This is a genomic window from Flavobacterium sp. GCM10023249 (genome assembly GCF_042653365.1).
Classification (GTDB): Bacteria; Bacteroidota; Bacteroidia; order Flavobacteriales; family Flavobacteriaceae; genus Flavobacterium.
Window position 1 is genome coordinate 55,608 of record NZ_JBHSHZ010000016.1, and the last position, 21,954, is coordinate 77,561.

20 protein-coding genes are annotated in these 21,954 nt (G+C 34.3%); 6 read left to right on the forward strand and 14 right to left on the reverse strand.

Annotated features, from left to right (window positions below; all coding sequences use genetic code 11):
• Positions 1-38 precede the first annotated feature (38 nt).
• A complete protein-coding gene (locus ACFO7M_RS13765) occupies positions 39-2,099 on the forward strand; it encodes a S9 family peptidase (protein ID WP_379712862.1) in 2,061 nt (686 codons plus the stop codon).
• Positions 2,100-2,174: 75 nt separating this feature from the next.
• Positions 2,175-3,215 (forward strand): PLP-dependent cysteine synthase family protein, encoded by a 1,041-nt coding sequence (locus ACFO7M_RS13770; protein WP_379712860.1) that lies wholly within the window; start codon positions 2,175-2,177, stop codon positions 3,213-3,215.
• A gap of 57 nt (positions 3,216-3,272) precedes the next feature.
• Here the strand turns inward: ACFO7M_RS13770 and ACFO7M_RS13775 are convergent, their stop codons facing one another.
• Together ACFO7M_RS13775 and ACFO7M_RS13780 are read right to left on the reverse strand one after the other, a co-directional pair.
• A complete protein-coding gene (locus ACFO7M_RS13775; protein WP_379712858.1) occupies positions 3,273-3,809 on the reverse strand; it encodes a hypothetical protein in 537 nt (178 codons plus the stop codon).
• 153 nt (positions 3,810-3,962) lie between these two features.
• A complete protein-coding gene (locus ACFO7M_RS13780; protein WP_379712856.1) occupies positions 3,963-4,673 on the reverse strand; it encodes a YebC/PmpR family DNA-binding transcriptional regulator in 711 nt (236 codons plus the stop codon).
• A 123-nt stretch (positions 4,674-4,796) separates the two neighbouring features.
• On the opposite strand from ACFO7M_RS13780, the gene ACFO7M_RS13785 reads away from it, so the two are divergent.
• The gene (locus ACFO7M_RS13785; RefSeq protein ID WP_379736277.1) at positions 4,797-5,375 is read left to right on the forward strand and encodes an outer membrane beta-barrel protein; all 579 of its coding nucleotides are present in this window, start codon (positions 4,797-4,799) and stop codon (positions 5,373-5,375) included.
• 64 nt (positions 5,376-5,439) lie between these two features.
• Here ACFO7M_RS13785 and gcvT read toward each other — a convergent pair whose 3' ends face one another.
• From gcvT to ACFO7M_RS13810, 5 genes are all read right to left on the reverse strand, one after another.
• Positions 5,440-6,522 carry a glycine cleavage system aminomethyltransferase GcvT gene (gene gcvT / locus ACFO7M_RS13790; protein WP_379736279.1) on the reverse strand — a complete coding sequence of 361 codons (1,083 nt, stop codon included), beginning with the start codon at positions 6,520-6,522 and terminating at the stop codon, positions 5,440-5,442.
• 87 nt (positions 6,523-6,609) lie between these two features.
• A complete protein-coding gene (thrC, locus tag ACFO7M_RS13795; RefSeq protein WP_379736281.1) occupies positions 6,610-7,908 on the reverse strand; it encodes a threonine synthase in 1,299 nt (432 codons plus the stop codon).
• Positions 7,909-7,910: 2 nt separating this feature from the next.
• On the reverse strand, positions 7,911-8,843 hold the full coding sequence (locus ACFO7M_RS13800; RefSeq protein ID WP_379736283.1) for a homoserine kinase: 933 nt from the start codon (positions 8,841-8,843) through the stop codon (positions 7,911-7,913).
• A gap of 10 nt (positions 8,844-8,853) precedes the next feature.
• On the reverse strand, positions 8,854-11,295 hold the full coding sequence (gene thrA, locus ACFO7M_RS13805) for a bifunctional aspartate kinase/homoserine dehydrogenase I (protein WP_379736285.1): 2,442 nt from the start codon (positions 11,293-11,295) through the stop codon (positions 8,854-8,856).
• A 362-nt stretch (positions 11,296-11,657) separates the two neighbouring features.
• Positions 11,658-13,019: a TlpA family protein disulfide reductase gene (locus ACFO7M_RS13810; protein WP_379736287.1), complete on the reverse strand. Its 1,362-nt coding sequence runs from the start codon at positions 13,017-13,019 to the stop codon at positions 11,658-11,660.
• A 125-nt stretch (positions 13,020-13,144) separates the two neighbouring features.
• On the opposite strand from ACFO7M_RS13810, the gene hutH reads away from it, so the two are divergent.
• The 3 genes from hutH (at position 13,145) to ACFO7M_RS13825 (ending at position 15,636) form a co-directional block, all read left to right on the forward strand.
• A complete protein-coding gene (gene hutH, locus ACFO7M_RS13815) occupies positions 13,145-14,647 on the forward strand; it encodes a histidine ammonia-lyase (RefSeq protein ID WP_379712842.1) in 1,503 nt (500 codons plus the stop codon).
• A gap of 189 nt (positions 14,648-14,836) precedes the next feature.
• On the forward strand, positions 14,837-15,130 hold the full coding sequence (locus tag ACFO7M_RS13820) for a hypothetical protein (RefSeq protein WP_379736289.1): 294 nt from the start codon (positions 14,837-14,839) through the stop codon (positions 15,128-15,130).
• An 11-nt stretch (positions 15,131-15,141) separates the two neighbouring features.
• A complete protein-coding gene (locus tag ACFO7M_RS13825) occupies positions 15,142-15,636 on the forward strand; it encodes a GyrI-like domain-containing protein (RefSeq protein ID WP_379736291.1) in 495 nt (164 codons plus the stop codon).
• Here the strand turns inward: ACFO7M_RS13825 and ACFO7M_RS13830 are convergent.
• The 7 genes from ACFO7M_RS13830 to ACFO7M_RS13860 form a co-directional block, all read right to left on the reverse strand.
• Entirely contained in the window at positions 15,616-15,978 is a 363-nt protein-coding gene (locus tag ACFO7M_RS13830; RefSeq protein ID WP_379736292.1) for a DUF1304 domain-containing protein, read from the reverse strand. The genes ACFO7M_RS13825 and ACFO7M_RS13830 overlap by 21 nt on opposite strands.
• A gap of 123 nt (positions 15,979-16,101) precedes the next feature.
• A complete protein-coding gene (locus tag ACFO7M_RS13835) occupies positions 16,102-16,407 on the reverse strand; it encodes a hypothetical protein (protein ID WP_379736294.1) in 306 nt (101 codons plus the stop codon).
• Between the two features lies 1 nt (position 16,408).
• Positions 16,409-16,588: a DUF1272 domain-containing protein gene (locus ACFO7M_RS13840; protein ID WP_379736296.1), complete on the reverse strand. Its 180-nt coding sequence runs from the start codon at positions 16,586-16,588 to the stop codon at positions 16,409-16,411.
• 10 nt (positions 16,589-16,598) lie between these two features.
• Positions 16,599-17,177, reverse strand: a complete 579-nt coding sequence (locus ACFO7M_RS13845; RefSeq protein WP_379736298.1) for a TMEM175 family protein — start codon at positions 17,175-17,177, stop codon at positions 16,599-16,601.
• A gap of 90 nt (positions 17,178-17,267) precedes the next feature.
• Positions 17,268-17,771, reverse strand: coding sequence for a DUF421 domain-containing protein (locus tag ACFO7M_RS13850; RefSeq protein WP_379736300.1), 504 nt, complete (start codon positions 17,769-17,771; stop codon positions 17,268-17,270).
• Positions 17,768-19,141, reverse strand: a complete 1,374-nt coding sequence (gene rimK, locus ACFO7M_RS13855) for a 30S ribosomal protein S6--L-glutamate ligase (RefSeq protein ID WP_379712826.1) — start codon at positions 19,139-19,141, stop codon at positions 17,768-17,770. Before rimK ends, ACFO7M_RS13850 begins: the two co-directional genes overlap by 4 nt.
• A gap of 58 nt (positions 19,142-19,199) precedes the next feature.
• Positions 19,200-21,746 (reverse strand): ATP-dependent Clp protease ATP-binding subunit, encoded by a 2,547-nt coding sequence (locus ACFO7M_RS13860; RefSeq protein WP_379712824.1) that lies wholly within the window; start codon positions 21,744-21,746, stop codon positions 19,200-19,202.
• Positions 21,747-21,954: the final 208 nt, after the last annotated feature.

Sequence of the window (21,954 nt, forward strand, 5' to 3'; positions counted from 1 at the left end):
TTACTTTTCCAATTAACAATGTAATTGCTCAAAAAAAAATGTCAAAACACATCCAACCGCCTTTAGCTAAAATTGTCCCCAAAGTTCTTGAAAAACACCAAGATAAGCGAATTGATAACTACTATTGGTTGAATCAAAGGGAAGACAAAGAAGTTATTGATTACTTAACCGCCGAAAACAAATACTATGAGGAGATGACTGCTCATACTAAAGATTTCAGAACTGCATTATTTGAAGAAATGAAATCAAGAATAAAGGAAGATGATCAATCGGTTCCTTACTTTTTTAATCAATATTGGTATATTTCTCGTTTCGAAAAAGGTCAGGATTATCCAATTTATTCTAGAAAATTCAAAAATCTTGACGCCTCAGAAGAAGTTTTATTCAACTGTAACGAATTGGCAAAAGGACACTCGTATTTCCAATTGGGTGGCGTAAGTGTAAGTCCAAATAACAAATTCGCCACGTTCGGAGTAGATACTGTAAGTCGCAGAATTTATACCATTCAAATTAAAAATTTAGAAACAGGTGAAATCTTGGCTGATAAAATCGAAAATAGTACAGGAGGTTCAGTTTGGGCTAATGACAATCAAACTATTTTTTATACAACAAAAGATCCGGTAACTTTACGTTCAAATAAAATTTACCGTCATAAAGTAGGTACCGATCCAAAAAATGATGTTCTGGTATTTGAAGAAAATGATGATACTTTCAGTGTTTTTATCTACAAAGAAAAGTCAAAGAAATATATTGTTATCGGTTCTCAAAGTACAATGACAACAGAATACAGAACATTACTTGCGGATAATCCTGAAGGTGAATTCAAAGTATTCCAAAAACGTACTAGAGGTTTAGAATACAGTATATCTCATTTTGGAGATAGTTTTTATGTATTGACCAATAAAGACAAAGCTACCAACTTCAAATTAATGAAAACTCCAGAAACGGCTACTGATAAAGATAATTGGAAAGATGTTATCTCGCATCGTGAAGATGTATTGTTGGAAGATATTGAAATTTTTAAAGATTACTTAGTAGTTGAGGAGCGTGATAACGGACTAACAAAGCTTCGAATCATGCCATGGAGTGGGGAAGGTGAGTATTATTTGCCTTTTGATAGTGAAACTTATACGGCTTATACAACTACGAATGTTGATTTTGACACCACCATTTTACGTTACGGTTACCAGTCGCTTACGACACCTTCTTCTATCATCGATTTCAATATGAAAGACAAGACGAAAGAAGTGAAGAAAGAACAAGAAGTATTAGGTGGAAAGTTCGATAAGAACAACTATGAGGAAAAAAGAGTTTGGGCAACTGCTCAAGATGGAACAAAAGTGCCTATTTCTTTGGTTTACAAAAAAGGAATCAAATTGAATGGAAAAAATCCATTGTTGCAATATGCTTATGGTTCATACGGGTATTCTATGGATTGTACTTTCTCGACAACACGTTTGAGTTTGTTGGATCGAGGTTTTATTTATGCAATCGCTCATATTAGAGGTGGAGAAGATTTAGGAAGACCATGGTACGAAAATGGGAAGTTGTTGAAAAAAGTTAATACGTTCACTGATTTCATCGACTGTTCTAAATTTTTAATTGATAATAAATATACTTCTGAAAAACATTTGTATGCTGAAGGAGGTTCGGCAGGAGGTTTATTGATGGGAGCGGTTATCAATATGAAACCAGAATTGTATCATGGTGTAATTGCAGCAGTGCCTTTCGTAGACGTGGTAACGACTATGTTAGATGACTCTATTCCATTAACAACAGGAGAATACGACGAATGGGGTAATCCGAATGAAAAAGAATATTACGATTATATGAAATCATATTCACCATACGATAATGTGGATAAAAAAGCTTATCCGAATATGTTGGTAACTACAGGTTTGCATGATTCTCAGGTTCAATATTGGGAACCAGCGAAATGGGTAGCGAAACTTAGGACTTTGAAAACTGATAATAATGTGTTATATTTAGATACCAATATGGATACAGGCCATGGAGGTGCTTCTGGAAGGTTCGAAGCACTTAAGGAAGTGGCTAAAGAGTTCAGTTTTTTGTTAGATTTAGAAGGAATTAAAAAGTAATTAAATTTTTTTTTATAGATTTGCAAAGTTTTGGACTTACCAAAATTCCAAAAAAAGCCTCGATTATAAAAATATATGGGACAAGATATACAAGCTTACAATAATGTATTGGAACTAATAGGTAACACACCACTTATTAAAATCAATAAGATTACTGAAGAAATTAAAGGAAATTTTTACGCAAAGGTAGAAGCCTTTAATCCGGGTCACTCAACAAAAGACCGTATCGCATTATACATTATTGAGGAAGCTGAAAGACAAGGTATTATTAAACCTGGTGATACTATTATTGAAACAACTTCTGGTAACACCGGTTTCAGTTTAGCAATGGTGAGTATTATTAAAGGGTACGAATGTATACTTGCTGTAAGTTCGAAATCATCTTCTGATAAAATTGATATGTTACGTAGTATGGGCGCCAAAGTTTATGTTTGCCCAGCGCACGTATCTGCCGATGATGAGCGTTCGTATTATAATGTAGCAAAACGTCTACATGAAGAAACCAAAGGTTCTGTATATATCAATCAGTATTTCAACGATTTGAATATTGAAGCACATTACAAAACTACTGGTCCTGAAATTTGGGAACAAACTAGCGGAAAAGTTACACATGTGGTGGCGTGTACCGGGACAGGTGGTACTTTATCTGGTGCTGCAAAATTTTTAAAAGAGAAAAATCCAAATATCAGAATTTTAGGTGTTGATGCGTATGGTTCAGTCTTGAAAAAATACCACGAAACTAGAGAGTTTGATGCGGAAGAAATTTATCCTTATAGAATTGAAGGTTTAGGTAAAAATTTAATTCCAACGGCAACAGATTTCGATTTGATCGATAAATTTGTTAAAGTGACTGATGAGGAAAGTGCTCACATGACTCGTACAATTGCTAAAACAGAAGGTTTATTCGTTGGATATACTTCAGGAGCCGTTATGCAAGCTATTAAGCAATACGCTGAAGAAGGAGAATTTGATGAAAACAGTAATGTTATCGCTATATTTCCAGATCACGGATCACGTTACATGAGTAAAGTATTTAGTGATGAGTGGATGAATGATCAAGGATTCTTCGATAGCGTTAATGTAGAAGAAGCACAAAAAATAGAATACATTAAATAATAAAAAATCCCGCTCAATCGAGCGGGATTTTTTTTATTAACCAACTAACCAAATTCACTATTTTGCAATAGTATATTTTTCTACTGTTATCTTATCCGATTTTGTGTTATAAGTTTCTAGGATGAAATTTCCCTCAACATCAAAATAGCCAAGAGCATATTTATTCTTGTTGTAATAGATATAATTATTATTAGATGTTTTTCTCAAAACAGCATTAAATTTTCCTTCGGATTGTTTCATAGTATAACCGCCTTCATCGGACTGTAACTCGTATCGTTTTCCGTTATTCATCAAGTAGGTTGAGCGTTCAACATCAACTACTTTGGTTTTACCATCAGCATTAATAGCAGTTGCTTTCGTTACTTCTACCGGATTATTGGCCATTGGAATGTTTTTGGTACCTGGTCTTTCTTTTTCTACTTCAACTCCCACTTTTTGCTCCTCTTTGGTTACCTCCGATTTGATTAGTTTTTTTTCTCCTTCTGAATCCTTAATTGTGGTAATTGTTGTTTTTACTTCTGTTTGTACATTCTTGTTTTGTGCTTGAATGGTTAATGCGAATACAATTGCAAGCGTCGTGATTATAGTTTTCATAATAAAATTGTTTTAATGATTAATACATTACAAATATAGAATGGCTATAACGGGAATGTCTTATATGATTTTTGTGAAGTGTTACAGAATTCGCACAGACATAAAAAAAAACTCCGGTAAAGACCGGAGTTTCTAAAAGTATTTTGATAATCGTTATTCCTGCATGGTATGGAAAACATTCATTACATCGTCATCTTCCTCGATTTTTTCCAATAGTTTTTCTACATCAGCAATTTGTTCTGGAGTAAGTTCCTTAGTTACTTGAGGAATTCTTTCAAATCCTGAAGATAATACTTCAATTCCGCGGTTTTCTAATTCTTTCTGAATTGCACCAAAACTCTCAAAAGGAGCATACATTACAATTCCGTCTTCATCCGCAAAAATTTCTTCCACACCGAAATCAATCATTTCCAATTCAAGTTCTTCAACATCTTGACCTTCTGCTGGAATTCTAAAATTACAAGTATGATCGAACATGAATTCTACAGAACCTTGAGTTCCCAGTGTTCCGTTACATTTATTGAAATAGCTTCTAATATTTGCTACTGTTCTATTATTGTTATCTGTAGCAGTTTCAATTAATACTGCAATTCCGTGTGGAGCATATCCTTCAAATAAAACTTCTTTAAAATTGGCAGTATCTTTATCGGACGCTTTTTTGATCGCACGGTCAACATTGTCTTTTGGCATGTTTGCCGCTTTCGCATTTTGGATTACGGCTCTCAAACGTGAGTTGGTTTCAGGATTTGGCCCTCCTTCTTTAACAGCCATTACAATGTCTTTTCCAATTTTGGTAAAGGTTTTAGCCATTGCTGACCAACGTTTCATTTTACGTGCTTTTCTAAATTCAAATGCTCTTCCCATTTCTTATTGTTTGACTTTTAATCGTTTAATTTCGTATGCAAAAATAATGTTACTTCAGACAATTAAAAAAATTTGACAAGGTTTTTTTTATGGTTAATTTTGCCGCTGTTTAATTAAAATTACATGAGAAAAATTATTGTTATCATTGCTCTTAGCATTGGGTTTGCCGGGTTTTCACAAAAAAGAGCAAAAGGAACTGTTGAATTAACCCCATTCATCGGTCATTCAGCATCAAATTATTATGGAGAAGATAATTTGGACAACTCTTCACTTACGTCGGTACATTTTGGTGCAGATTTAGATTATTTCTACAATGATCGTTGGAGTTTGCGCACAGGATTGTTATTTCAAACAATGGGTACTAAGTTCAATGGCTATAAAGAAGAGCTAAATTATGTAACTATTCCCGTTAATGCGAATTGGCATTTTGGTAGTACTAGAAAATGGAATTTGAATTTTGGTCCTAGTATTGGTTTTTTGTCATCGGCTGAAGCGAATGGCGTAGATATCAAAGATCTTGTAAATTCAACTCAAATTGGATTAAACTATGGAATTGGTTATAAATTAGAGGTTTCTAAAAAATTCAGCATTTTGTTTGATTATCAAGGAATGACAGGTTTAAGTGAAGTGCCGGAAAACTCTGATTATACTATTAAAAATAGTTTCGGATCTTTCAATATTGGAGGTGTATTCGTGCTTTAATTCAATATGTCAAGAAATAAAAAAATCCGCTTTCAAAAGCGGATTTTTTATTTTATAAAAGACACTATTTTTTATAGAAAGGTAATTTTACGACTTTAGCTGCAACATCATTTTTACGGATTCGGATGAAAATTTCTGAATCCATAGTTGAAAAGGCCGTTGTAACATAACCTAAACCAATTCCTTTATTCAATGAAGGTGATTGTGTTCCAGAAGTTACGATGCCAATTATAGTTCCGTCTGCATCAACAATTTCATAATCATGACGAGGAATTCCTCTTTCCGTTAGTTCGAAAGCAACCAATTTACGGGTTACACCTTCTTCTTTTTGCTTTTTAAGATTAGCTGAGTTTGTAAATTCTTTATCGAATTTAGTAATCCAGCCTAAACCTGCTTCCAAAGGTGAAGTAGTGTCATTAATATCATTGCCATACAAACAGAATCCCATTTCAAGACGAAGAGTATCACGTGCGGCCAAACCAATAGGTTTGATTCCAAATGCTGCGCCTGCTTCAAAAACACGACTCCAGATAGTAGCAGCATCTTCATTTTTGAAATAAATTTCAAATCCTCCTGAACCAGTGTAACCAGTCGCAGACACAATTACATCATTTTTACCCGCAAATTCACCAATTTGGAACGAGTAATAGGGCATATTTATTAAATCGATAGATGTTAATGATTGCATGGCTTCTGCTGCTTTTGGTCCTTGAATTGCCAATAAAGAATAAGCGTCAGAAAGATTTTCCATATCCACTCCCAAATCATTATGCGATGCAATCCAATTCCAATCTTTTTCAATATTTGATGCATTCACTACCAACATGTAATGATTGTCAGCAATTTTATAGACGATTAAATCATCTACAATTCCACCTTCGTTATTGGGTAAACAAGAATATTGTGCTTTTCCGTCAACTAATTTTGAAGCATCATTTGATGTTACTTTTTGGATTAAAGCCAAAGCATTTTCACCTTTTAGCATGAATTCCCCCATGTGTGACACATCAAAAACACCCACACCATTACGAACTGTCTCATGCTCGATATTTACGCCTTCATATTGTACAGGCATATTGTATCCTGCAAATGGAACCATTTTTGCTCCTAAACTTTCGTGAATGTGTGTTAATGCTGTATTTTTCATTTGTTTATTGTGTTAATTTCGAGCGCTAAATTACTTTAATTTTTTGGAATTACTAAAGATTTTGAACAACATAAATTGTACTTTTTGTTATATTTTGAACTCTAGTAAGATGTGTTTTACATCGTTGTAGTTCTCACAATATTGTTTCACTTTTTCGTGATTTAATATTCCTTTGATTTCTACAGGAATTGAAATATCAACCCCTATTATCGCTTTGACCGTTTCCTCGAATTTTATGGGATGCGCCGTTTCAAGAAACACACCGATGCTATTGGGTTTTTCTTTGCATTTCTTTTTTAAACCTAAATAACCAACAGCTCCATGTGGGTCTAAACAATATTTTTGTTTTTGAAAGACTTCCTGCATTGCAATTGAAGTTGCTGTATCTGTAAAAGTGTAAGATGAAAAATCGTTTTTCAATTTGACAAGATCATTGTTATACAGATTGACTATTCGAACAAAATTACTGGGATTACTCACATCCATCGCATTTGAAATGGTAGCTACCGTAGTTTTCGGCTCGTAAGTTCCGGAAGTCATAAATCTAGGAATCGTATCATTCGAATTAGTTGAAGCAATAAAATGCTCAATAGGAAGCCCGAGACGTTTGGCCATCATTCCAGCACAAATATTGCCAAAATTCCCGCTTGGACAAGAAAGAATAATGGGCTTATTGAGTTTTTTCAATTCTTTGTACATGAAGAAGAAATAAAACATTTGCGGTAACCAACGCGCTATATTGATCGAATTTGCAGATGTTAAGTGACATTCTTTTAAATCGTTATCCAAAAATGCTTTTTTTACCATGGCTTGGCAATCATCAAAAGTGCCTTTCACTGCAATAGCTTTAATGTTTTGCCCCAAAGTGGTTAATTGACGTTCTTGAAAATCACTTACCATTGAATCGGGATAAAGTATGACTACATTAGTATTCTCTACACCAAGAAAACCATTAGCAACCGCTCCACCTGTATCCCCAGAAGTGGCAACTAAAACGGTAATTTTTTTATTGGTTCCTTTATTGAAATAAGCCAAGCATCTCGACATGAATCGGGCACCAACATCCTTGAAAGCTAGTGTTGGACCATGAAACAATTCCAAGGCAAAAATATTTTCTTCCATTTTAACCAGTGGAAAATCAAAACATAGTGTCTCACTCAGTATTTCCCTTAAACCAGTTTCGGTAATTTCTTCGCCAGTAAATTGATGGATTACTTCATAGGCGATATCTTCATTCGTTCTGTTCTCAATTGTATCAAAAAAAGAATCGGGTAGAGGGGTTATTGTATCAGGAAAAAATAATCCGGAATCTGGAGCTAGTCCTTGTTCCACTGACTCTCGAAAAGTAACTTTATAGTGTTTGTTGTTTAAACTGTGATAGTGCATGGTTAAAATTTTGATTGGATTATTTTGATGCCTTCCGGATTAACTTTGGATACATGAATTTCGACTAAAATTGACGATTCTAGAAATATTTTTTCAACTTCAAGAGCTATTTTATTCGCTATTTCTTTTCCTTCGCATAATGCAAAAATAGAGGGACCGGATCCGGATATACCAGCTCCAAGTGCACCATTTTTAATAGCTGTACTCTTCACCAATTCAAAATTAGGGATAAATTTTCCCCGTAAAGGTTCCACAATTTCGTCATGGAGTGAACGTTGAATCAATCCATAATCATTGGTATATAAACCAGCAATTAATCCACCCAGATTTCCCCATTGAGTGATTGCTTTTTTTAGTGGAATATCAGGATGTAATACGGCTCTCATTTCAGAAGTTTTCAATTCAATTTGTGGATGAATTACTGTTATATATAATTCCGAAGGACTTTCAATTCGAATGACATCCAAAGGATTGTACCCTCTAACAAGAGTAAATGCGCCATAAATAGCTGGTGCCACATTATCGGCATGCTCACTTCCACTAGCCAAAGCTTCACCTTTCATGGCGAATTGAACCAATTGGCTTTTAGAAAAAGGTCGGCCTAATAATTCATTCATCCCAAAAACTACACCTGAAGCACTTGCAGCTGAACTACCTATGCCGCTTCCGGCTTTTATTTTTTTATGTATTTCGATATCAAACCCAAAATCTGGATTGATTTCGTCTAGTAAAGCCATTGCCGCAACACCAGCCACATTTTTTTCAATAGCAGTAGGTAAATCGGCACCAGTAATTGTCGTAATTCGAACGCCTTTTTCTACCGTTTTATGTAAAATCATTTCATCACCGATGGTCTCCAGGCATAAACCTAAAACATCAAATCCACAGGATAAATTCGCTACTGTTGCCGGGCAAAATAGATGTATACTTTTCATTTTTTTACTTTTAATTATTTCCAATTCGTATCACATCAGCAAAAATTCCTGATGCTGTTACTGCTGCACCAGCACCTGCACCTTTTATGAGTAAAGGTTGTTCAGCATAACGTTCAGTATAGAAAAGAACAATATTGTCTTTCCCTTCCAAATTGTAAAAAGGATGCTGTTCATCAATTTGCTGTAATCCAACCTTTGCTTTTCCATTTTCAAAGTTTGCAACATATTTTAGTCGGCAATTATTTCTTACCGCTTCCTGATATAAACTTTCAAAATGTTGATTATATGTGATTAATGATTTAAAAAAGGCATCTACAGATTCGCTATTCAATGATTCTTCAGGAAGGAAGGATTCGTTCTGGATTTCTTCAATTTCCATAGGATAACCACTTTCGCGAATTAGTATTAAAATCTTACGCATCACATCGATACCACTTAAATCGATCTTCGGATCCGGCTCAGTGAAACCTTCTAGTTTTGCTTGCTGAACAACTTGTTCAAATGAGTTATTTGTATTGAAATTGTTGAAAATAAAATTCAAGCTACCTGACAATACGGCTTGAATCTTATGTACTTTATCACCAGAAGCAATTAGGTTTTTGAGTGTGTCAATAATTGGTAAACCCGCGCCAACGTTAGTTTCGAACAAGAATGGAGCATTGAATTTTTTAGAGAGTTTTTTCAGGTTCTTGTAGTTTTCGTAGGAAGAAGAACAGGCGATTTTGTTGCAAGTTACTACGGCAATATTTTGCTGCAAGAATTGATTGTAAATTGCTGCGATTTCAGAATCGGCAGTATTGTCAACGAAGATACTGTTGCGTAGATTCAATTGCTCTGCCTTGGCTATGAATTGTTTTACACATGATTTTTCTCCATTTTGAATAGCTTCTTTCCAATTGTCAAGGCAAATTCCTTCTTCATTAAAATGCATTTGTTTTGAATTGGATATGGCGACAATACGAATATTTATTTTCAAATGTTCCTTAAGATAGTTTTTTTGTTGATTGATTTGCTCTATAAATTTTCCACCAACATTTCCAACACCGCAGATAAATAGGTTTAATTGTTTGATGTTATCTTCAAAAAAACTTTCATGTAAACAATTCAAAGCTTTTTTTACATCTTTCTTAGCGATGATTGCCGAAATATTTCGCTCAGAAGCACCTTGTGCAATGGCTCTGATATTGACATTGTTTTTTCCTAAAGTGCTAAACATTTTACCGCTCAATCCCTGATGGTTTTTCATATTTTCGCCTACTAATGCAATGATTGCTAACTCTTTCTCTATAACAATCGGCTTAATCACTTGCTGTTTGATTTCATGTTGGAATTCCAAATCGACAGCTAATTTGGCTTTATAAGCATCTTCTTCGGATAATCCAATGCAAATGGAGTGTTCTGATGAAGCCTGAGTGATGAAGACAACATTGATTTTTTCTTTGGCAATAGCACTAAATAATCGCTTTGATGCTCCTGACACACCAACTAGTCCTGTGCCTTCGAGCGTTAATAAAGCAATAGTATCGATATGACTTATTCCCTTTACTGGATTTTGATCAGATGCTCCCACATTTTTGATGCAAGTTCCAATAGCTTCCGGATGAAAAGTATTCTTGATATATATGGGAATGTTTTTGTTTAACACCGGCTGAATTGTAGGTGCATATAAAACTTTAGCACCAAAATGAGATAATTCCATAGCTTCTTGATATGAAATTTGAAGAATAGGTTCAGCTTGTTTGACAATGCTTGGATTAGCAGTATACATACCGCTTACATCGGTCCAAATCTCCAATTGATTTACATCCAAAGCTGATGCAATAATTGAGGCAGTATAATCCGAACCGCCTCTTCCTAAAGTAGTTGTATTTTCTTCTGAGGATTGACCTATAAATCCAGGTAAAACAGTTACAGATGCTTGATTTTTATCAAAATAATACTGAATAAGATAGTTGGTTGTTTCAAAATTGACTTTAGCATTACCAAAATCTGAATTCGTTTGTATGAGTTCCCGACTGTCTTTATAAGTTACTTTGATATTATCTACTTTTAAATATTCGTAAATAATTTTGGATGAGAGTAATTCTCCATACGACAGAATGGTATCGGAAACTTTAGGTGATAATTCTCCTAGTAGATAACAACCTTCCAAAAGTGATTCAATATGAGCAAAGGATTTTTGAATGTACAGATTGCTTTCATTTTGATGAGAGTCGTGAACCAGCTGGGAGAGAGTTTCTAAATGTCTGTTTTTTAAAGTTTCCAGTATTATACTATATGATTTGTCTTTAGATTTTGCTAGTCGGATAGCTTCTACGAATGAATCGGTTACGCCACCAAATGCAGAAACTACAACTGCTACTTTATGTACTTCATTTTTAATGATTCCTACCGATTTTGCGATATTTTGAGGATTAGCTACTGAGGAGCCTCCAAATTTTAAAACTTTCATGAGAAATTGTTTTAGCCTATAATCACACAATAAAACATACTATTGAGGATTATAAATGGTGAAATGTAATGAGATTGTGAGTTGAATGAACAACAAAATGCTGTGTAAAAAATACACGTACGCAAACGGATAATATGTAGAAATTATACCCCGAGCGGGGTAGTAGTTGTTGTAGTTGTGGTCGTTGTTGTTAATGCATAAGAAGCCTGTAAATCATTGCGATTTACTTTGAAAGAAACTAATATTTGGCTTTCTTTTTTCATTTACTTCAACCAAAGTAATGAATTCTTTTATAAAGAAACAAGGAATTGCAATTAAATTTTAATTACAATTCCTTGAAAATAATCTTGATTGATAAAAGTTTATATTCCTAATTCTTTAAACTTTGCTATCAATTTCGGATCAGAAGGTCGTGGAGCATCAGCCGAAATAATTTTACCATTTGGATCGATTAGTATAAATCTAGGTATTCCTTCAATAGCATATTCTTTTACAAATTGAGAGTTCCAATCGTTATCAGCAAATAATTGGATACCGCCCAAAGATTTTTCTTCTACCATTTTGCGCCATTTGTCATAATCTTTTTTCTGATCAATTGACATACTTACAAATTCGATGTTTTTTCCTTTGTATTCTTCTTCAACTTTTTGAAGCGACGGAATTTCACGTCGGCAAGGTCCACACCAAGTAGCCCACACATCGATATAAACATATTTTCCTTTTAAACTTTCCAATGAAGTTTTTCCACCTTTAAAGTTTTCGTAATCAAATCCTGGAGATGTTTTTCCAGGAGTTAACGTTTTGATTTGATTGAATTTGGTGGTTAAGTTTTCTTTGAATTTAGTATCTGAAGATAAAGTTAATAATTCATTGTATAAGTTTTCTGCATCAGGATTTCCAGCACTCACTTCATACGCTAAATTCTGAATGATAGCAGTTCTTATCGCTGGACTTTTGATTTTTTTCAATTCGGGTAAAGAATATTGGGAGGTATATTCTGCAGTTTCCCCAGCTAGTTTACTAATTTTATAACTAAAGTTATTGAGTACTAATTGCTTATAGGAATTAGAGAATAAATATTCGGAATTATTGTCTAAATCAAAAGATGGATCTAATTTCGGGAAAGATTCAGAGGCTCTAAAACCCTCTTTTTTAGCATAATGTGCATGGTATTGCGGATAAATCAAGTACTGAAGTAACTCAAAATAATTGATGTTTTTCAATTCATTTTCCTTGAAAAATTTATCATTAAATTTTGTTTTATTGTATATAGCTAAAACATTTTCTTTCAATTCTTTTACTTTGTTTATATAAGCGGATTCTTCAAGTGAATAAAAGTCAGTTTGATTGCCAAGGCTTTTAGTTACCGATTCGTTTTTTTGTTGCCAAAATGTATTTTCAACAGCTCCTGTTCCGGAAAACTGTAATGTTTTAGTAAAATCTTTTTCGTCTGCATTGATCGTCAATTTAGAACCTTTACCTAAATACAAAGGGATTCTGGCACCTTTGGTCATTAATGTATAGCTTCCGCTGTAATCAATTTCAAAAGATTCAGAAAAAGCACCATCCGATTTTAAAACGATTGTCTTTTCAAATGATTCGCCACGAATTGTGAGCTTATTATCGGTAGTATTAATGATTTTTCCAGAAACAGTAATCTTTTCTTTAGAAAAACAGGATAATGAAATGAAGAATGCAAACAATGCATAAAATATAGTTTTCATAGTAATGGAGTTTGTAGAATCAAATATAGGGATTACATAGATTTTTAAATCTTAATTTATTCCTAATATTTATTTTGATTTGAATCCTTTTTTGCGGAATTTTGAAGACCAATTTAACAACCAAGATGGATACAGTACATTATATCAGTTCTGATGTGTTTTCATTAGAATTACTTCATGAAATCGTTTCTCAAAATTTCACATTAGAATTATCGGAAGAAGCTCGAATCAACATTGAAAAATGTCGTGCTTATCTGGATAAAAAAATGGAATCACAAACCGATCCTATTTACGGAATAAATACTGGTTTCGGGTCTTTATATAATATCAAGATTTCCAATGAGAATTTGACAAAACTTCAGGAAAACCTAATGAAATCTCATGCTTGTGGTACAGGTGATGAAGTGCCTCATGAAGTGGTTAAAATTATGTTACTTTTAAAGATTAAATCACTGAGTTATGGGCATTCTGGAGTTCAATTGCAAACTGTTGAGCGATTGATAGATTTCTACAATAACGATGTTTTACCGGTAGTTTATACGCAAGGTTCTTTGGGAGCTTCGGGAGATTTGGCACCTTTGGCACATTTGTGTTTGCCATTGATTGGTGAAGGAGAAGTTTATGTTGATGGTTTCCGTCAGCCAGCTTCAAAAGTATTGGAAAAAATGGGTTGGAAGCCTATTGTCTTGCAATCAAAAGAAGGCTTGGCATTATTGAATGGAACTCAGTTTATGAGTGCTTACGGGTGCTATACTTTGTTAAAAGCAATGAAGTATTCGTATTTGGCGGATGTTATCGGAGCGATTTCTCTTGAAGGTTTTGATGGAAGAATTGAGCCATTTAATGAATTGATTCATATGGTTCGTCCACATAAAGGACAGATTGTTACTGCACAACGTTTTCAGGAATTGTTGGAAGGTAGTGAAATTATCGTTCAACCCAAAAAACATGTTCAGGATCCGTATTCGTTCCGTTGTATTCCACAAGTGCATGGAGCATCTAAGGATACAATTGATTATGTGAAAAAAGTGTTTAAAACGGAAATCAATTCAGTGACAGATAACCCAAATATCTTTCATGAAGATGACTTGATTATATCGGGTGGTAATTTTCATGGTCAGCCATTGGCATTAACCTTAGACTTTTTAGGTTTGGCATTGGCGGAATTAGGTAACATTTCTGAAAGAAGAACTTATCAATTAATTTCAGGTCTTCGTGAATTACCTGCATTTTTGGTAAGTGATCCAGGATTGAATTCAGGATTCATGATTCCGCAATATACAGCAGCTAGTATTGTAAGTCAGAACAAGCAATTGGCTACACCAGCAAGTATTGACAGTATAGTATCAAGTAACGGACAGGAAGATCATGTCTCTATGGGGGCCAATGCCGCTACAAAGTGTTTGAAAATTATGGAGAATCTGGAGCGCATTTTAGCTATTGAATTGATGAATGCTTCGCAAGCTATTGAATTTAGACGACCTTTAAAGTCAAGTGAATTTTTGGAAATGTTCTTGAAATCCTATCGTGAAGAAGTGCCACTGGTGAATGAAGATAGAATTTTGCATTATGATATTGAAAAATCAATTGCATTTCTAGAAAGTTTCCAAATTGAAATTTCAGAATAGATTTTTATGTCGTTTTTTATCATTAAAAACGAATATAAATTTATTTATAAATTTTCCTTCGACCTAACAAGTGCAATTGTAAGGGCGCTAATTATATTGGTTTTTTTTATTGGTTTACTGTTTAATCTCAAATGGTATAATATTGCGTATACTTTTTTTATTGGTTATTTTATTGTCTTTGGACTATTCATGCTAATAAATTTTGAATCTTACGTTGAATGGAGAAAAAATGGGAAGAGATTATTGGAAATAAAAGAGAAAGGTCTGTATAGCAATCATAAAAGAATAACTGATTATCATCAATTGAAAAAAATTGGAATTGATTATAATAGTGCTACAACCAATACAGGTTGGTTTGTTTATTTTGAGTTTTATTTGCATCAGGATTTTATAATAAAAAAACAATTGTCAGAAAGGGAAGCGAAAGAACTTGCTTCGGAATTGGCTCATTTTTTTAGCATTGATGTAGTAAAACTGGGTTAAATTTATAAGCTATGATGGAGTTTAGGACAACAGATTTGGCAGAAAAAAAATTAGTTGGGAATTCACTAACAATGTCTTTTATTGAAAATAAAACTGCGCAATTGTGGGGTGGTTTTATGCCAAAAGTTAAAGAAATACCGAATAAAGTAGGAGGAGAGCGTATTTCATTGCAGATGTATCCGAATGATTTTATGGAAGATCCAACGTTGCAATTTGTTAAATGGGCTTTGGTCGAAGTTACAGATTTTGAGAATTTACCTACTGAATTACAAAAATTCAATTTAACAGGAGGCTTGTATGCAGTTTTTCCTTATAAAGGAAATATCGTACAAGCTCCTGTATTTTTTAAAAAGATATTTTCAGAATGGATTCCTGCATCTGTATATGAATTGGATAATTCTCGTCCGCATTTTGAAATTATTCCCGAAGGAAAATATGATCCAATGGATCCAGACTCAGAAGAAACCATTTACATTCCAATTAAATTAAAGGAAAAGAACAGCTAGAATTCCTAAAACGGCTGGCACAGTCTGAACATATAAAATTCTTTTTGAAGCGGTTACGGCACCATAAATGCCAGCAACTGCAACGCATCCTAGAAAAAATAAAGCTACATTTTTACTCCAATTTTCATCTTGAATTATCAACGACCAAAGCAAACCAGCGGCTAAGAATCCGTTGTATAATCCTTGATTCGCGGCCAAAACTTTTGTGGGTTCAAATAAATGTTCGGGAATACTTCTGAAAACTTTTTTAGCTCGCGTGGTCCAAGCAAACATTTCCAGCCAAACGATATAAGCATGGATGAAAATTACAAAAGCGATAATAATAGTTGCAATGATGTTCATAATTAATTTCTTTCGTTAAATGGTGTTATTATTCCTTCTTCTAAGTATTGTTTCATTTGGCGTAATAAATTGGCCCAGCAATAACTGGCAACTTTAAATTCTTTGCTTTCTGTTGTCCAGTCTTTATGATAATTCTACCGATGTGACACCTTGTTTTTTTTCGGTTAATATAAAACCAAAGCTAGTTGGCATCCATTCTTCCATAGCTTTGTTTATTGAAAATTCAATCTGCAGATTGTGTTTTAATATGGTAATTTCTGCAAACCAATTGTATTCATCTGAGAAATGGAGGTTAAATACAGAGCCTATTTCCTGTTTTCCACTACTGCGTTGCGTCCACCAATTATCTAATCCATAAGGAGTTGAAACTGTTTCAAAAACTCGCTCTGCAGGAACATTGATTGAGAAATCATGGTAAATTGTTGGCATATTATTCGGTTGTTGGTTTGCGTTTAGGTCGGATAACTAATTCGCCCGAGCAATTAGGGCAAACTGCTTTCAATTTACGAAAACAATCGGAACAATAGGTACATTCGTAACTGCAAATGTAGGCTTCCGACTGATGATTTAATTCGGTAGTACATTTTTCGCATTGTGTTCGCATTTCCATAATACTGAAATTATTCGTTATCGATTATTTTTTCTATTCTTTTGTCAGGAATTAACCACATCAAAGCAACTAAAATATAAATTATTCCCGAGAATACTTCATGAAAATAGGTCGATAATATGGCTATACAATACAAAATAGGTGAGATTTTTCCTTTGATATCTTTTCCAATTGCTTTAGCGAGTAATGAATTTTCACCTTGCGTTTTGATGATTTGCTTTTGAAGAATGTTGTATGCAATTCCACACATAAGAAGTATGAAGCCATAAAAAAACATAGGAAATGGTGCAAAATGATGTTCGCCGGTCCATGCCGTAGCAAAAGGGATTAAAGAAAGCCAGAAAAGTAAATGGAGGTTGGCCCATAAAATACTTCCGGTAACTTTTTTAACGGTGTGCATCATATGATGGTGATTGTTCCAGTAAATACCAACATAAATGAAACTCAAAATATAACTAACGAATATGGGAAACAAATGTAAAAGCGCTTTTAAATTCGTCCCGTCAGGGATTTTTAGTTCTAGTACCATAATTGTGATGATAATGGCAAGAACTCCGTCACTAAAAGCTTCGAGTCTGTTTTTGTTCATTTCGTATTGATTAAAGTTTGATTAGAATAAAATTGATAATCAATTAAGTTTTTAAACGGATAGAGTCAGATTTTTTTTTAATGTAACCAATTAAATAAGAGATTTATGGATCTTTCTTTTGTGTTTGGTTTGTTTTAAATTTTCATTTCCTGATATGATGCTAATGTTACCATCAATTTCAAACATGGCAAGTTTTACCTCATTATGATGCATTACTCCATGCTCACGCATCGCTTCATCCAATTCTTCAGAAGTTATACCCAATCGAGCCAATGTCTTATAGTCAGTTTTTCCGTTATGAATAAGGATTTCAGGTTTGTCTTGAACCAATTCTTTTACGAAAGACGATTTTAGCATTATTTTTTTAAAAACCGAATTGACGATAAATAAAACGCAAGCTGCAATGATTCCTCCTAATAATGAAGAATCAGAGCCAACCATAGCATTCTGAACAGAATTACTAATTAATAAAATTAGGATTATATCAGCAGTATTGAGTTGGGATAACTCTTTCTTTCCGAAGACACGTAAGGCGATTACCATAAAAAAATAGACGGCTACGCTTCGCAATACAATGTCTATGTACGGATTCATACTCTAATTTTAAAATTCTTTTCTATCGCTTTAATCATTTCGCCCGCGATGTCTTTGTGAGTTGCGCCTTCTATACCTTCTAATCCAGGAGAAGAGTTGACTTCCAGTAAAAGTGGGCCTTTAGAAGAACGAATAATATCAACGCCGGCTACTTTTAAATCCATCGCTTTGGCAGCTTTTATAGCTATTTTTTTCTCATCGGCTGTAACTTTTACGACCGATGCTGTTCCACCCATATGGATGTTAGCTCTAAACTCACCAGGTGCAGCTTCACGTTGCATAGCCGCAACCACTTTGCCATCAACAACAAACAAACGCAAGTCTTTTCCGTTGGCTTCTTTGATGAATTCTTGAACTAAGATATTCGCATTTAGACTTTTGAAAGCATTGATAACGGATTCGGCTGCTTTTTTGGTTTCTGCTAAAACAACTCCTTTTCCTTGTGTTCCTTCCAAAAGTTTGATGATTAGGGGAGAACCACCTACCATTTTAATCAAATCATTAGTGTCTAATGGAGAATTGGCAAACCCAGTTGTTGGAATGTCAACACCATTTCGTAATAACAATTGAAGCGAAAATAATTTATCTCTTGATTGTGTAATCGCAGCAGCTGAATTCAAAGCAAAAACTTTCATCGCTTCAAACTGTCTCGTTAAAGCACAGCCGTAAAACGTCATGCTCGGACGTATTCTTGGAATAACTGCATCGAAATTATCTAAAACCCTACCACCTCTGTAATGTATTTCTGGAGTGTTGGCATCAAGTTTAATATAACATTCCTTGATGTTTAAGAATTCCATTTGGTGACCTCTCATTTCACCTGCTTCCATAATTCTACGATTGCTATATAACTCTGGATTACTGGCTAATAATGCAATTCGTAAACCTTGTTTGGTTTCTCTTGTAACGTGATAATAATTTTTGATTTCGTCAAATGAAGGTTGTCCTAATAGGTATTTTTCTTCTGGGTCAACCAATAATTTTCCAATCATGGCTTCACGCCCTAAAAGCATGCGGAATCCCATGGAATCACGATTGGCTAATGTCATTTCAATAAGCCAATTCGATTCTCCTATTTTTAATTCAGTTTGGATGACATAGCGTTGTTCTCGATAACCACTTGAACTTTTGACAACGCGTTTGTCAACTAGTTTTGCTTCACAATGTTTGACTAATTTGCTATTGTTTTGAAGAGGATTGATATCAAATTTCACCCAATCTTCTCCGTTTTTTGTAAAAGGTACTATATTAGTGGCATGAAGAGATGATGTTTTGGCGCCAGAGTCCACCCTTGCTTTAATATATGGAATATTCAAATCGGGGAATGAGCACCATTCTTCACTACCAATAATTACTTTGTTCTGAGGCATAGTCTTATTTTATATTCAAGAAACTAAGATAATATATTATTTTAAATAAAAAAGCCTACTAATTAGTAGGCTTTTCTGCTTTTTTAATTTTTACCTTAAGCTCTTGTGCGTCAGGATCTAAATCCATTTCAATGATGTCTCCATCATGTATTTTGGAAGTAATTATTTCTTCAGCTAGAGCATCTTCAACATATTTTTGGATTGCACGTTTTAGCGGTCTTGCTCCAAATTGCTTGTCAAATCCTTTTTCGGCAATAAATGCTTTTGCTTCGTCGGATAATCTTAAGTTATATCCAAGATCTTTAACGCGACCATACAGTTTTTTTAATTCGATTTCGATAATTAAATCGATGTCTTCTTTTTCCAATACATTGAAAACGATTACGTCATCAATTCTATTTAAAAACTCAGGAGCAAATGCTTTTTTCAATGCATTTTCGATAATACTTTTCGAATTATCATCAGCTTGAGCCACTTTAGCAGCAGTACCGAAACCAACGCCTTGACCAAAATCTTTCAATTGACGGGCACCTACATTTGAAGTCATGATGATGATTGTATTTCTGAAATCGATTTTACGTCCTAAACTGTCTGTTAAATAACCGTCATCTAAAACTTGTAACATCATGTTGAAAACATCTGGATGTGCTTTTTCAATTTCATCTAAAAGTACCACACAATAAGGTTTGCGACGAACTTTTTCTGTCAATTGCCCACCTTCTTCATACCCAACGTATCCCGGAGGCGCTCCAACTAATCTTGAAATGGCAAATTTTTCCATATATTCACTCATGTCAATACGAACCAATGCATCTTCAGAATCAAATAATTCTTTGGCTAACACTTTAGCTAATTGTGTTTTACCTACACCAGTCTGACCTAAGAAAATAAACGAACCAATCGGTTTGTTTGGATCTTTCAATCCAGCACGATTACGTTGAATGGCACGTGCAATTTTTTGAACAGCATCTTTTTGTCCAATTACTTTATTTTCAATTAATTCAGGTAGTTTTGCTAACTTATTGCTTTCAGTTTGAGCGATACGATTAACCGGTATTCCAGTCATCATAGAAACTACATCAGCTACATTGTCTTCGGTTACCTGAATACGATTGTTTTTAGAATCTTCTTCCCATTGTTCTTGTGCAATGGCTAATTCTTTTTCCAAACGTTTTTCGTCATCACGGAGTTTTGCAGCCTCTTCATATTTCTGTCTTTTAACAACAGAATTTTTCAATTCACGCACTTCCTCCAATTGACGTTCTAAATCCAAAATTTGCTTCGGAACATCGATGTTGGTAATGTGTACACGTGAACCTGCTTCGTCCATGGCATCTATTGCTTTGTCTGGAAGGAATCTTTCCGACATGTATCGTTCAGTTAATTTTACACATGCTTCAATAGCTTCTTGTGTGTAAATTACATTGTGGTGGTCTTCGTATTTTCCTTTTACATTGTTTAGAATGGTGATGGTTTCTTCAATAGAAGTCGGATCAACAATCACTTTTTGGAAACGACGTTCTAGGGCGCCATCTTTTTCAATATACTGACGGTATTCGTCCAAGGTTGTAGCACCAATACATTGGATTTCGCCACGGGCCAACGCCGGTTTGAACATATTTGACGCGTCCAATGAACCTGTTGCTCCACCTGCACCAACAATAGTGTGAATTTCATCAATGAAAAGAATGATATCGTCATTTTTTTCCAATTCATTCATAACTGCTTTCATACGCTCTTCGAATTGGCCACGGTATTTTGTACCAGCAACCAAAGAGGCTAAATCCAGTGTTACTACTCTTTTGTTGTATAAAATCCTAGAAACTTTCTTTTGGATGATACGCAAAGCCAGTCCTTCTGCGATTGCAGATTTACCAACTCCGGGCTCACCAATTAGTAATGGGTTGTTTTTCTTTCTTCTGCTCAAGATTTGAGAAACGCGTTCAATTTCTTTTTCGCGTCCAACAACCGGATCTAGTTTTCCTTCCTCTGCCATTTCGGTTAAATCACGTCCAAAATTATCTAAAACTGGAGTTTTAGATTTTTTATTGGATTTATTGGCAGGGTTGTTGAAATTACCTTCTCTTAAACTGTCATCTTGTCCTGAATCATCTCCATATGAAGACTCGTTCTTAGGAAAATTGTCTTGAAAATCTTCTTCGTTTGGCATCATAGTTAAGTATTGTTCTTTAGCTGTATCATAATCGATTTTCAGCTTGTTTAATAATTTAGTGGTCGGATCATTTTCATTGCGTAAAATGCACAATAACAAATGTCCGGTACTGATAGTGCTGCTTTGAAAAACTTTAGCTTCTAAGAAAGTAGTTTTTAGCGCACGTTCTGCTTGACGGGTAAGATGTAAGTTTTTCTTATCATTACCTGTTGTGGGATTAGGATTTGCAGGGCTTAAAATTTCAACTTTTCGTCGTAAATGATCTAAATCAACTGACAAATTATTAAGAATAGTAATGGCTGTTCCGCTTCCATCTCTTAAAATTCCAAGCATCAGATGCTCTGTTCCAATAAAGTCGTGACCTAAACGTAAGGCCTCTTCTTTGCTGTAAGTAATTACATCTCTGACTCTTGGTGAAAAATTATCATCCATAACTTAAGAAGGATTTGAATGTAAATTTAATGATTTATGAAAGGAAAAGCAAAAATCATTCCTGACATGGTAGTACTGACAGCTAATTGACGAAAAATATTTTGAAAAGCAAGTTAAAATTACCTTAATTTATTAACTAAACCAGTAGGTTTTATTGTTAATAAAAAGTTGAAATAAGATGTGTTGTATGCGGAAAAAAAAATCAGAA